Below are 13105 nucleotides of genomic sequence, written 5' to 3'. Positions count from 1 at the left end.
CCGAGCTTGTGAAAGTTTGGGCTTTGTTGTAAATAAAACAGAAAACTTTCTTAAAGAACAAGACAAAAGTTTGCAAGTAGGCGTTTTTTGCGAAAAAGGGTGCGTCATGGACTTATGACACACCCTCTTTTGCTTTATCTGGCCAAAAGCTTGATATCGCGAAACGCGATATCAAGCTTTCTTCTGCTTTTATCGGATATCTCTTCCTTCCTGGCTGTATCCTTCGAGCATCTTCGGGCTGCTGATAGGCTTGCGCGAACAGTAGTCGAAATCTACCTTCTTGTAGCCCTGGCTGGAACGCCAGCGGATGGTGAGCTTCACCGTCTTGCCTTCGGTATCAGGCACGGCATCGTTCAGATTGAAGGCTACGAGGGCATCGCGCCAGTAGTTCTGAGGGTCGCCATTGGCATTGTGACGGAGCTCTACCTCGTAAGGATTCTCTGGATTCACGCCCGTAACGAGGTTGATGTAATGCACCTTCTGACCGCCCCAGAGAGCACGAAAACGGAGGGTGAGATAGCCATCTTCTGCCACCGTTACCCAGTCGCGCACGATTTCTACCAGGTTGTTGCCATACTTCTCGCTGTTCTTGATATCAGAACCGAGCGAAGGAACAGGCTTCTTGGTCAGGATGCTGTCTATCCAGTTGACGTGAATCACCTGGTTATATTTCTCGCTCTTCTCCGAGGTCTGCGTGTAGTTGACCAGGGCGCGAACCTCCTTGCCGTCAAAGATGGTAGGTTTTAGGTTCTTGGCGAGCAGGGTGGTGTTGTCGTCGAGCTGCAGATAGCAGGCATCGCCGTTCTGCTTCACGGTTACCAGGGCGTTAGGGAAAACACGGTCCCAGTCGGTATCGTTATCGTTATCGCACGACTGGAATGTGAGGGACGACAGGATCATCATCGCTGCCAGCCCGATCTTCTTGAAATCAATTTTTCTCATATATAATGTTCCTTTCTTTTTAAAATTTTCTTCTTTCTGATAAGAAAATAAGAAAGGAACAGAAATCTTGCATCTGATTTAGAAAAAGATTGTTAAAAGTAATACGTGCAGCCGATGGTGGCAGCGCGATTGCCGAAGTGCTGGCTCGCCATATCGTGGAAGCGGGCTTCGAGCGTCCAGTGCTTGCCCAGATTCTTGTATGCCCCCACTTCGGCATAGAGATTAGCCGGGGTGTAGGCATCGCTGCGGCGGCGAGTGCACCAGATGAGATTGCCCGTGAAGCGCCAGCCATCGGCCATTGTGAGCTGCGGTGCCAACTTGAATACGGCAAAATGATTGTACTGCGCATTGCGCTGCTGAGCCTCCTCTGAAGGGGTTTCGCTGCGCTGCCAGAAGTAGTTAAAGCCGGCTGTGAGGCGCAGGATGCCCTGGTGCCAGAAGGCGGTGGAGCCGATGCCGAGCGTATTGTCGTGGGTGGTGCTGAACAGGTGCTGGTGGATGTTCTTCACCGAGGTGCTGAGCACGAAGGCAGGGCGGCTGTAGGTATGCTTGAGCTCTACCACATTCGCCATACTGTTGCCGATATCGGCGGTATAAACCGGCTGCCAGGCTCCCTCCATATCGCCCGCGGTAACGAAATCGCCAAACTCTGGATTGAAGATGCGGCGGCAGTAGGTGGCCTGCAGGGTATGACCCGGCGTGAAGCTGTAATAGGCGCTCGCCGAGTAGATATGGTTGCGCGTGGTATGCTTCCAGTGCTCGTCCGGCGCTATCTGCTTAGGACGGAAGTTGATGATGCGGAAGCGGTCGCCAGCCATGAATCCCCACTTGCCGATGTTGTAATCCAATTGGGCGTAGAAATCCTGATAGTTGGAATGGTTGATGTAATCGGCGATGCAGTTCTTCTCGATGGAGAGACCGCCCTCGAAACCTGCCGTAATCCAGAGATCAGAGGTGATGACCGGAGTGGCATATTCTACCACCATGAAGGGGTAGGTGGAGTGGTTCTGGTAAGGCGCAGTCTGGGTTTCTTCTTGCGTGCGGCCGTTGTCGCTGATATGCTCGGCACCGAGGGTAAAGAGGATGCTGGAGCCGTTGTCGGCGAGCGTGCGGGTATAGTCGGCCTGCAGATGATAGGCGCGCACGTAATCGGCTGGGGTGTGGGTGAAATGGTTGCGGATGTAGGTCTGCATCGCATCTATTTCGAGCACATCCTTCGTGGTGGGCGTCCAGAGCAGGTTGAGCTTGGCACCCTCGTGGGAGTAGTGGTTTACGGTGGTTCCTGAGATGCCCTGGTAGGCGTCCTTATCGCTGCTGGAGGTGCGCTGGTAGTTGCCTTCTACATGACTGAGCACACGGAGTTTATCCTGCTGGCTGATAACGCTGACGATGCCTTTTGCGCCGCCGTAGGTATCACCGAAGAGTCCCCATCTGCCGGTAGTTCCGTTCTCCTTCTTTCGCAGTGTGATGTCGATGACTTTCTTCAGACTGCTGCATCCCTTCATCACTTCGGCGTTCTGGCACACCTTGATGGTTTCAATCTCCCGTGCCTTGAAATGGTGGAGGAAGGTGGCGTAATCGAGTCCGTATTCCTGGTTGTCGATACGGATGACGAACTTGCCGTAGAGGTTGGCGAACGGGTCTCCGCCGATGATATTGTTGCCGTCGAGAGAGATGACTTCTGGGCACATCATGAGCACATCGAGGAGCGATTCTTCGCCGGTGAGTTCCATTTCGGGAACATGCATGATGTATCTGTCGCCGATATGTTCAATCGGTGCGGCTTGTGTCTGGTAAGTAGTGCTGGCCATCGCGAGTGCGATGAGGAGCAGGCTTTTCTTCGTACTGTTGTTTATTTTCATTTCTTCTAGTTTATATTATTTGGTAAAGGATTTTCTTCCGTGCCTAATTTCCTTGCAAAGATAAGGTAAAAATCGGGGAATAACGAAAAAATGGAGATGTTTTTATCGTTCAATGCGTAAAAAGGGGTGTCATTGCGTAAAAAAGTGGGGAGAGGGGCGAAAAAAGAGGGGCTAAAACTTGCTTGGTATTGTTTTTTTTCTTATCTTTGCAAAAGAAGAATTTTCTAAGAACTATACATATATATATAATAACCCTTTAAAGATAAGAACTTATGAAGCGACTATTACACATTCAGTTCCTATTGGTATTGTTGTTGGCGCTGGGATACTCTCCTCTGCAAGCCAAGCGAATCACACAGTGGCAGGCTCAGCAACAGGCCTACAGCTTCTGGGGAAAGCAGATGCCGCAGAAGGCGAAGGCGAAGAGCCGCACAGCTACTACAGCATCGACATCGGATGCTTACTATGTATTTAACAACGATGCAGGCGGATTCGTCATTATCGCTGGTGATGATGCCGTAACGTCAGTATTGGGCTATACCTCAACGGGATCATTCGATGCCGAGAATCTGCCTGACGGTCTGAAGGACCTGCTGAAGAGCTATGAGCGCCAGATTGCGGCGCTGGGCGACAGTTATCAGGCGAACCAGACTGCCACAAGAGCAGCATTTACAGGCGAAAAACTGCTCAATACTGCGAAATGGAACCAGGATGCTCCTTTCAACAAGTATACGCCAAACAACCATGTAACAGGCTGTGTGGCAACGGCTGGAGCCATCGTTATGAAGTATCACGGATATCCTGCCAAGGGCACCGGAAGCCATTCCTATACCTGGAACGGCAAGACCCTCACAGCCAGTTTCGAGGAGCATACCTACGACTGGGCAAGCATGCCAGAACGATACGACAAGACCAACGATGCAGCCTTCGCCGGCGTGGCAAGACTGATGTCAGACCTCGGTGTGGCAGTGGAGATGAAGTATGATAAGAGTGGAAGCGGTGCGTATATCGGCAACCTGGTAACCGCCCTGCAGAAGTACTACGGCTACAGCAAGCTTTCTCATCTGATGGCAATAGAAGATGTGGGTGCAGAGGCTTGGAACGGCAGACTGCGCGAGGAGATTGATGCCAACCGCCCTGTGCTCTATGCTGCTTCTGACCCTAATACTGGTGGCGGACATGCCTTCGTAATTGATGGATACAAGGACGAAAGCTTCAGCGTAAACTGGGGCTGGGGCGGCTTATGTGACGGTTTCTACAAGATTGGAGCCTTGAATCCGGAAAGCGCAGGAAAACCAACGGGCGAACAGTATAATGTAGGACAATCGGCAGTATTCGGCATGGAATCATCTGGCGGAACGGAGAAAGTGTCTGCTATCGGATTCGTGAAGGATAAAGATCAGATGCAGGTACAGAATATGAATATTACCGACGTAAAGAAGGGACAGAGAGGCACACTCTTTTCTATGCCTATTGGCAATACTGGAGACCATGTTTTTACCGGAGAGTGCGTCGTAGCCCTTATGAATGCTAAGGGAGAAAGGCGAGAAATCGTATCGTCTCAACCTATGAAATTGGACAAATTGGCAGTTAATAGGTATTATATTTCTCCAACTTTTTCTCTGCAGTTTACACTGGATGCAGAACCAGGTGATTATCTGGCTATCCTAGCTAAGGAAGAAGGTTCTTCGGAATACATAGAACTGTACGACCGAAACTTTGAGAGAAAGCGTTTGCCGGCAACCGGATATGAGCCTCTCACATACGAGATCAGAACGAAAGTGGGAGAAGGTGCAACTATTAAGCAAGCAGAAACGTGGTATAATCCTTCCACCAATTTCTATAATGGCAAACCTGTTATCGGTGCCAATTACTGTTATTATCTGACGTTAGATGCAGGCATTGCGAACTGTTGCGTTGAATTGAATGGCAAACTGGTTAATGATATCAATTTGGGTACTGAGAGTCCAAATTCTTTCAGAGGTATTGAACCGGTTTATACCCTTGAGGTTAAGACTTATCGCAACTATCAGGAAAAGGATATCACGATCAACCTGACGGGGGCTGGAACGCTGAAGCAAGCACTTGCCAAAGAAAATCCTGACTATTTTGTATACCGAAATATCAAGGTGAACGGTGAGATTGACAAGCGCGATTTTGATGAGCTGGCGAGTCATTATTTCAAGGGCATCGACCTGAGCGGAGCAAAGGTGGTGGCTTATGACGGCTACAAGGCTGATATGGTTCCTGACTATGCATTCGAAGCCAATGAATATCTGGAGAGTTTCAAGATGCCTGCCTGTGTCAAGGAGTTGGGCTTCAATGCTTTCAGAGCAACCATGTTGAAGGAGATTGATTTGCCTGAGACGATAGAGGAATTCGGCCGCAATACATTCTATGCCTGCTTCTATCTGACGGATGTATATATGCGTCATAAGGAGCCTCCTTACAGGATCAGCTGGTGTGTATTCGCGAGCAAGTTCGATGATTTGTACCGTACGCTGCATCTCTATCCTGACAGCAAGGCGAAGTATGAGGCTGATCGAAACACCCAGAACTGGATAGTCTACTTCGATGAAGTGAAAGAGGATCTGGAGCCTACCGGCATCCATTCTGTAACATTGGATAAGAAGCCAGGCAATGCTGCCATTTACGACCTGAACGGCCGCCGCATTACTGAGGCGATGAAGAAGAGCGTATACATCAAGAATGGCAAGAAAATAAGCGCAAGATAGTGATTAATGATTAGTGATTAATGAGTGTTGATTATTATAATTAAAAGATAAGAATCCCCTGGTGACTTTGTAGCACCGGGGGATTTTTTTTTCGCTTAATGCGTAAAAAGGGGGCAATGCGTAAAAAAAATAGGGGATGCGATGAAAAAAAAGCAAAAAAACTTGCTGGGTATTAATATTTTCCCTATCTTTGCAAAAGGATAAACTACTTTCGGCAATTAGAAGAAAACTTTCGTTGCATGAACTTTAGAAAAGGATAAAATATCTAAAAACTATAATAGGTATATAGTAGATTATTAAACAACAAGAACTAATGAAACGAAAATTACACTTTAAAAACATATTGGCATTGTTGCTGCTGCTGGCATATTCTCCTTCGGAGGCTAAACGGATAACTCAATGGCAGGCACAGCAACAGGCTTACAGCTTCTGGGGAAAACAGATGCCGCAGAAAGCTAGAGCCAAGAGTCGCACGGCTAATACCGCATCGCGCTCTGATGCTTATTATGTTTTCAACAATGACGCAGGCGGATTCGTCATTATAGCAGGTGACGACGCAGTAGCGCCAGTTTTGGGGTATACCTCAACAGGAACATTTGATGCAGGAAATCTGCCCGACGGACTGAAGGACCTGCTCAAGAGTTATGAACGGCAGATAGCAGCGCTGGCTAACAGTAATCAGGCGAACCAGACTGCCACAAGAACCGGTTTCAGCGGCGAAAAGCTGCTCAATACCGCGAAATGGAACCAGATGGCTCCATTCAACAAGTACACGCCAAACAAATATCCGGTTGGCTGTGCGGCTACGGCTGGTGCCATCGTGATGCAGTATCACGGTTATCCTGCCAAGGGTACCGGAAGCCATTCCTATAAATGGGACGGCAAGACCCTGACTGCCCAATTCGAGCACGAATATGATTGGGCAAATATGCCTGTGCGATATGACGGAACCAACGCTGCTGACTTCGACGGCGTGGCAAGGCTCATGTCAGACCTCGGTGTGGCTGTGGATATGCAGTATACTGAAGATGGTAGCGGTTCGTATATAAGCGACCTGGTGGCTGCCATGCAGAAGTATTTCGGCTACAGCAAGATTTCGCATCAGATGTCAATAGAAGCTGGGAGCGCAGAGGAATGGAACGAAAAGTTGCGCGGAGAGATAGATGCCAACCGTCCTGTGCTCTATGCTGCATTCGACTCTATTGGTGGCGGTCATGCCTTCGTGATAGACGGTTACAAGGACGATAGCTTCAGCGTAAACTGGGGCTGGGGCGGTCTTTGCAACGGTTTCTACCATATAGGAGCCCTCAATCCGCAAAACGAAGAAGGAAAGCCAGTTGCCAGCCGGTATAACGTTGGCCAGATGGCAGTATTCGGCATGGAGCCATCTGACGGAAAGGAAAAAATCTCCGATATGAGATTCACGAAGATGACTGACTATCTTCAGGAAATGAATATGAATGTTACTGATGTGAAGAAGGGACAGAAATGTATCGTCTTTTCAGTACCAATCAAAAATGAAGGAAAACAGAACTTTGACGGAGTACTTGCCATGGCTCTGATGAATGCTAAGGGCGAGATTCGGGAGATTGTATCATCCAGCACCAAGACTGTTAAAGATTTTGGACGGGGCTATATCTATCCTAAAATGGCTTTTACGGTTCTGAGTAGTGTAGATGCGGAACCGGGTGATTATCTGGCTGTTGTGGCTAAGAGAAATGGCTCTGATGAGTATATGGAACTGTATGACCTGGACTTCGGGAGAATGCGTCTGCCGGCAACCGGATACGAACCTCGCACATTTGAAATCAGGACAAAGATAGGAGAAGGTGCAACATTCGAGGAGGCAGGAAGCCGGTATAATCCTTCCAGCATTTTCTATAATGGCAAACCAGTCATCGGCTCTACTTATTACTATTCTCTGACGGTGGATGAAGGCGTATCAAAGTATTATGCACTAGTGGATGGTAAATTGGCTGAAAACATCGTATTTGGTGCTGGAAGCGTGAACAGCGTAAGAGGTCTTGAACCGGTTTATGAACTCGAGGTAAGGACTTACCGCAACCTGGAGTCTACCGGCATCCATTCTGTAACATTGGAGCAGAAGACCGGAAATGCTGCCATTTATGACCTGAGCGGCCGCCGCATTACAGGGGCTATGAAGAAGGGTATATACATCAAGAATGGCAAGAAATTCTGCGTGAAGTAATGTTGAATGTTGAGTGTTGAATGTTGAATGTTGAGTGTTGAATTAATAGTGATTATTACGATTACTGATGATATAAAAAATCCCCTGGTGACTTTGTGGCATCAGGGGATTTTTTTCTCTTTACGAAAAGAGGAGGGTGATGAGCGGGATGGTGATGATGCTGCCAACCGTGGTGATGAACGTCATCTCGGTGATGAGCGAAGGATTGCGGCCGTATTTCAGACAGAACATCGTGCCGAAACTCGCTACAGGCATCGCTATAACCACCGTATTGATGTTGTTGACCTGATTGCTTACACCACATACCTTGAACAGAAAATAAATGCTCAGAGGTACTACCACAAGACGCAAGAACGAGGAGAGGTATACCTTAGTACTGCCGATAATCTCCTTCACCGGCAACTTAGCCATCGAGGAACCGATAATCATCAGGGCTGCCGGAACCGTTATGTTGCCCACCATCGTTACCGGACGCGCAATGATATCAGGTGTATGAACCCCGAAAGCTACCAGGAGGGCGGCAACAAAGGCACCCAGAAGAGCCGGAGAAAACAGCACCTTAGGATTGAACTGCTTGACGCTGTACTCGCCCTTGATGAGCATTACACCTGCCGTAAAAATAAAAAAGGTGTTCGGCATGTTGAGCAGCGCGGCATAAAAAATAGCCTTCGGACCGAATATGCTTGAAACAATAGGGTAGCCAATGAAACCTACGTTGGCAAACATCAGCGCAAAACCTATCATGCCCTGGTCATCATGATTGCGCGTGATGAGACGCGGCACCCAGAAACCGAATACCAGCAAAAGGATGTAGGTAAGGAAACCTACACCTAGGAGGGGAAGGATGAGCGTGCGGTCGGGCAGCTCATCGCCCATTACTGACGAGAGTACCAGCAGAGGACAGGTGATATCTACCACCATGCTGGATAGCTTCTTGTCAAACTTGTCGCCCATATATCCCAACTTGCAGGCGACGTAACCTAAAATCACGATGATGAAAAGTATCACCATCACTTCCAAATTTTCCATTTATCCTGAAAATCTATACCTTATATATATGTATGCCGGAATCCCGATATTCTCTCGGAATTTCCGGCAAAAAATGGTTTAATCGATAAATCGCCTGGTGATGTCGCCGTAGTTCTCGATGCGGCGGTCGCGGAGGAATGGCCACCAGCGGCGCACATTCTCGCTGTGCTTCAGGTCGATATCTACCACCAGGCTCTCTTCTTCCTGATCGCTGGCACGGTAGTGGAGCTCGCCCTGAGGACCGGCTACGAAACTGCTGCCCCAGAACTGGATGCCCTCGGTCTGACCGCTAGGATCAGGCTCGAAACCTACGCGGTTTACGGCGATGACCGGCAATCCGTTGGCTACGGCATGGCCCCGCATCACGGTAGTCCACGCCTCGCGCTGGCGCTGCTGCTCCTCCTCGGTATCATAGGTAGCGTAGCCGATGGCGGTAGGATAGATGAGCATTTCGGCTCCCTGCAGTGCCATCAGACGGGCTGCTTCGGGATACCACTGGTCCCAGCAAACCAGCACGCCGAGCTTGCCTACAGAGGTCTGGATAGGGTGGAAACCGAGGTCGCCCGGAGTGAAATAGAACTTCTCGTAGTAGGCAGGATCGTCGGGGATGTGCATCTTGCGGTATATTCCGGCTATGCTTCCATCCTTCTCCATCACTACCGCTGTATTGTGGTAGAGCCCCGGAGCGCGGCGCTCGAAGAGGGAGGTGACGATGACAACGCCGAGATCCTTGGCAAGCTTGCCGTAGAAATCGGTCGAAGGGCCCGGAATAGGCTCTGCCAGGTCGAAGAGGTCAACATCCTCTACCTGACAGAAATAGAGGGAGTTATGAAGTTCCTGAAGCACGATGAGCTCTGCGCCGCGATGGGCGAGGTCGATGATGCCTTCTGCCAGGCGCTGCTTGTTATTGGCGATATCTGCCGTATTATGAAGTTGTAATAAACCGACGTTCATTTTTTACTTTTAATGTTAAATGTTGAATGTTAAATGTGGAATGTTGAGTCTCTGAGGGCTCCCTCGGGCAACTGCATGGTGATGCAGTGGATGCTGCCATGCTGGCGGATAATGGTCTGCGAATCTACGCCGATGATTTCGCGGTCGGGGAAGGCGAGCTGAATCTGCTTGCGTGCCTCCTCGTCCTTTTCCGGCTGATTGTAGGTGGGATAAATCACCGCCTTGTTCAGTATCAGGAAGTTGGCATAGGTGGCAGGCAGGCGGTCGCCCTCGCTCTCCGGGTTGGTGGTGAGACAGTCGCCCTCATCATAGATAGGGTCGGGCATCGGCAGCTTGAGCAAGCGGTAAGGGTATCCCTCCCAGGTGAAGAGACCCTTGAGCTGCTTTTCCAGCGCCTGGAAATCTTCATACTGCTCATCTTCCGGATTATCGCAGCCTACATATAATAAGGTGTCGTGTGGAGCCACTCTCACGATGGTGTCGATGTGGCCGTCGGTATCATCGCCTATCAGATTGCCGTGATCCAGCCAGACGACTCTCTTGAGCTGGAAGAAAGTCTGCAGCAGATGGTCGATGCTGTCGTGGTCGAGCGGCTGGTTGCGGTGAGGCGCCAGCAGGCACTGTGAGGTGGTGAAGAGTGTACCCTTTCCGTCACTCTCGATGCTTCCTCCTTCGAGCACGAAGCCCTGGTGGTTCTCTATATCGGCATTGAAGGCTGCCTGATAGTATAGTTGCAGGGTGATGGCATTATCCTTCTCCCATCTGAACTTTTCGCCCCAGCCGTTGAACTTGAAGTCGAGTATGCGGTAAGGCACCATCCAGGTGTTCTGCTTTTTGCGCAGCACCATCGTGAGGGGTCCGTGGTCGCGTACCCAGGTATCATTGCTTTCTACCTCGTAGAGCAGCACGCGGCTCATCTGTTCGGCAGAGAGCTTTTTCTTGAGCTGGTATCGGGTGGCAGGCACATCGGGTGTAGCTACAAGCAGCTGCTCGTAGCGCGTGATGATATCTGCCAGTTCGAGATAAGTATCTGTAATTTCTGGCAGATACGGCTTCCAGTCGGTGCCGGCATGTGGCCAGGTGAGCATGATGGCGCTCTGTGGCTCCCATTCGGCAGGGAGTGCGAAATCGCAGGGTAATGTAGATTGATGCATAAGCTATACTATTTTATGATACGATGTTCTAAACCAATTTATTATACTCTGTTCTTCATCGGGAACCTTTCCTTGGGGACGGCTCCGTTCTGCTTTTATGAAGTATGCTTGCAAAATTAATAAAAAATCTACAACTATCGGCTGTTTTTGTGAAATATTTTGCGCAAAATCGAAACTTTATATTAAAAAAGTTTAAACGGAGGGCTGCATGGAGATAAAATCGGGGAAAAATGAGTAACTTTGCAGTCTAAAAATAAAATATTGAATAGGAGCGTGAAAATAAAACAGGTAGTTGATGCCCTTGAACATTACGCGCCTCTGCCCTTGCAGGAAGGATATGATAATGCCGGCCTGCAAGTTGGATTGACAGAGGCGGTAGAAATGTCAGGGGCATTGTTGTGTCTTGACGTTACTGAAGCCGTGGTTGAAGAGGCCATCCAGAAGGGATGTAACCTCATCGTGAGCCATCATCCGCTGATATTTCGCAAACTGGCGAGAATCTCGGACGAGAACTACGTGCAGCGTACCGTGCGCAAGGCGATTAAGAATGATATTACCATCGTGGCGATGCATACCAACATGGATGCGGCTGCGGGCGGCGTGAACTTCAAGATTGCCGAGAAACTGGGACTGCGAAACGTGCAGTTCTTTGCAGGCGAGAAGGAAGTGGACGGCGTGAGGGGCGGCGAGGGCGTCATCGGAGAGGTGGCTGAGGACCTGGCAGCCGACGACTTGGTGCTGATGCTCAAGGAGCGGTTTGGCGTGGAGTGCGTGCAGTGCAACCAGTTGCTTCGCCGGCCTATCAGGAAGGTGGCACTCTGCGGTGGAGCAGGTGCTTTCTTGCTCGACGCAGCCATCAAGGCAGGTGCCGATGCCTTCATCACGGGCGAGATGAGCTATCACGAGTATTTCGGCCACGAGCAGGAGATTCAGATCTGTGTCATCGGCCATTATCAGAGTGAGCAGTTTACGGGTGAAATCTTCCGCAGCATCATCCAGGAGAATTTCCCTGATGCCAAATGCTGCATCTCTGAGATAAATACGAATCCGATATTGTATTTATAGGCTGGAAAGTTTATAGGCTGGAAGGCGCAAGCCCAATTCAACATTCAACATTCAACATTCAACATTAAAAGTAAAACATTCAACATTAAAAAAAATAAAGTTATGGCAAAGAAAGATCCTACAGATTTGACAGTGGAAGAGAAGTTGAAGGCTCTCTATCAGCTTCAGACCACCTTGTCTGCAATTGATGAAAAGCGTGCGTTGAGAGGTGAGTTGCCTCTCGAAGTTCAGGATTTGGAAGACGATATTGCTGGTCTTACCACCCGTATCGAGAAGATCCAGACCGATATTGAGCAGTTTGACCGCGCTATTGATCAGAAGCAGCACGAGATAGAGGATGCTCAGGCTAGCGTAGAGCGTTACAAGAAGCAGCTCGAAATGGTAAGCAACAACCGCGAGTATGATACATTGAGCAAGGAAATCGAGTTCCAGGAGCTGGAAATCGAACTTTGCGGCAAGAAGATCCGTGAGGCTCAGCAGATGATCAACGAGCGCCTCTACGACCTCCACAAGGCTGAGGACCAGAAGTCTGACCGCGAGAAGGGTCTGGTAATGAAGCGCTCTGAACTCGAGTCAATCATGGCTGAGACCCGCGAGGAAGAGGAGAATTTGAAGGAGAAGGCATTCGAGCTTGAGAAGAAGATTGAGCCACGTTTGCTCCAGAGCTTCAAGCGCATCCGTAATGGTGCCCGCAACGGTTTGGGTATCGTTTACGTGCAGCGTGATGCATGTGGTGGTTGCTTCAACAAGATTCCACCTCAGCGCCAGCTCGATATCAAGATGCACAAGAAGATTATCCCTTGTGAGTATTGCGGCCGTATCCTCATTGACCCAGAATTGGCTGGTGTTAAGATTGAGGCTCCTAAGAGCGAGGAGAAGCCAAAGCGCAAGCGCGCTATCCGCAAGAGAAAGACTGAGGATGAGGATTAATTCTTCCTCCCTTTCCCGCTCTTTTCGGATGATTATCTTCTGAAAAAGATACGATAAGATACAATGAAGGCTCGCCAAAATTGCTTGGCGAGCCTTTATCTTTTTGTTTGACTAGCATGTGTGTTGTCTAATGGGTGCAAGTCCCTAACGAGCCCTAGTAGTGGGAATCGTCTAGCCAGAGAGACAAGGGTGTCCGTGGTGACGCGGAATCTGAAAGAAGTCAGC

9 protein-coding genes are annotated in these 13105 nt (G+C 49.3%); 4 read left to right on the top strand and 5 right to left on the bottom strand.

Annotated elements, in window-relative coordinates; all coding sequences use genetic code 11:
* Positions 1-189 precede the first annotated feature (189 nt).
* Positions 190-942, bottom strand: a complete 753-nt coding sequence (locus ACWJAO_RS12510) for a NigD-like protein (RefSeq protein WP_449140496.1) — start codon at positions 940-942, stop codon at positions 190-192.
* Positions 943-1034: 92 nt separating this feature from the next.
* The gene (locus tag ACWJAO_RS12505) at positions 1035-2804 is read right to left on the bottom strand and encodes a hypothetical protein (protein ID WP_449140495.1); all 1770 of its coding nucleotides are present in this window, start codon (positions 2802-2804) and stop codon (positions 1035-1037) included.
* A gap of 272 nt (positions 2805-3076) precedes the next feature.
* On the opposite strand from ACWJAO_RS12505, the gene ACWJAO_RS12500 reads away from it, so the two are divergent.
* Both ACWJAO_RS12500 and ACWJAO_RS12495 read left to right on the top strand, forming a co-directional pair.
* The gene (locus ACWJAO_RS12500; protein ID WP_449140494.1) at positions 3077-5539 is read left to right on the top strand and encodes a C10 family peptidase; all 2463 of its coding nucleotides are present in this window, start codon (positions 3077-3079) and stop codon (positions 5537-5539) included.
* 313 nt (positions 5540-5852) lie between these two features.
* Entirely contained in the window at positions 5853-7748 is a 1896-nt protein-coding gene (locus tag ACWJAO_RS12495; RefSeq protein ID WP_449140493.1) for a C10 family peptidase, read from the top strand.
* A 120-nt stretch (positions 7749-7868) separates the two neighbouring features.
* Here the strand turns inward: ACWJAO_RS12495 and ACWJAO_RS12490 are convergent, their stop codons facing one another.
* The 3 genes from ACWJAO_RS12490 to ACWJAO_RS12480 form a co-directional block, all read right to left on the bottom strand.
* The gene (locus tag ACWJAO_RS12490; RefSeq protein WP_449140492.1) at positions 7869-8777 is read right to left on the bottom strand and encodes an AEC family transporter; all 909 of its coding nucleotides are present in this window, start codon (positions 8775-8777) and stop codon (positions 7869-7871) included.
* 78 nt (positions 8778-8855) lie between these two features.
* Positions 8856-9731 (bottom strand): carbon-nitrogen hydrolase, encoded by an 876-nt coding sequence (locus ACWJAO_RS12485; protein WP_449140491.1) that lies wholly within the window; start codon positions 9729-9731, stop codon positions 8856-8858.
* 29 nt (positions 9732-9760) lie between these two features.
* Positions 9761-10885, bottom strand: coding sequence for an agmatine deiminase family protein (locus ACWJAO_RS12480; RefSeq protein ID WP_118065247.1), 1125 nt, complete (start codon positions 10883-10885; stop codon positions 9761-9763).
* Positions 10886-11158: 273 nt separating this feature from the next.
* Between ACWJAO_RS12480 and ACWJAO_RS12475 the strand changes: the two genes are divergently transcribed.
* Positions 11159-11950: a Nif3-like dinuclear metal center hexameric protein gene (locus ACWJAO_RS12475; protein WP_449140490.1), complete on the top strand. Its 792-nt coding sequence runs from the start codon at positions 11159-11161 to the stop codon at positions 11948-11950.
* 102 nt (positions 11951-12052) lie between these two features.
* Entirely contained in the window at positions 12053-12880 is an 828-nt protein-coding gene (locus ACWJAO_RS12470) for a zinc ribbon domain-containing protein (protein WP_449140489.1), read from the top strand.
* The last annotated feature ends 225 nt before the right edge of the window (positions 12881-13105 follow it).

It is taken from the genome of Segatella sp. (genome assembly GCF_977051555.1).
Note: the sequence above shows the minus strand (reverse complement) of the source record. Positions and strands in the feature narration are given on the sequence as shown.

Excerpts from the sequence above, each read along its gene's own strand:
- ACWJAO_RS12510 (WP_449140496.1), bottom strand. The coding sequence starts at position 942 with ATGAGAAAAATTGATTTCAAGAAGATCGGGCTGGCAGCGATGATGATC.
- ACWJAO_RS12505 (WP_449140495.1), bottom strand. The coding sequence starts at position 2,804 with ATGAAAATAAACAACAGTACGAAGAAAAGCCTGCTCCTCATCGCACTC.
- ACWJAO_RS12500 (WP_449140494.1), top strand. The coding sequence starts at position 3,077 with ATGAAGCGACTATTACACATTCAGTTCCTATTGGTATTGTTGTTGGCG.
- ACWJAO_RS12495 (WP_449140493.1), top strand. The coding sequence starts at position 5,853 with ATGAAACGAAAATTACACTTTAAAAACATATTGGCATTGTTGCTGCTG.
- ACWJAO_RS12490 (WP_449140492.1), bottom strand. The coding sequence starts at position 8,777 with ATGGAAAATTTGGAAGTGATGGTGATACTTTTCATCATCGTGATTTTA.
- ACWJAO_RS12485 (WP_449140491.1), bottom strand. The coding sequence starts at position 9,731 with ATGAACGTCGGTTTATTACAACTTCATAATACGGCAGATATCGCCAAT.
- ACWJAO_RS12480 (WP_118065247.1), bottom strand. The coding sequence starts at position 10,885 with ATGCATCAATCTACATTACCCTGCGATTTCGCACTCCCTGCCGAATGG.
- ACWJAO_RS12470 (WP_449140489.1), top strand. The coding sequence starts at position 12,053 with ATGGCAAAGAAAGATCCTACAGATTTGACAGTGGAAGAGAAGTTGAAG.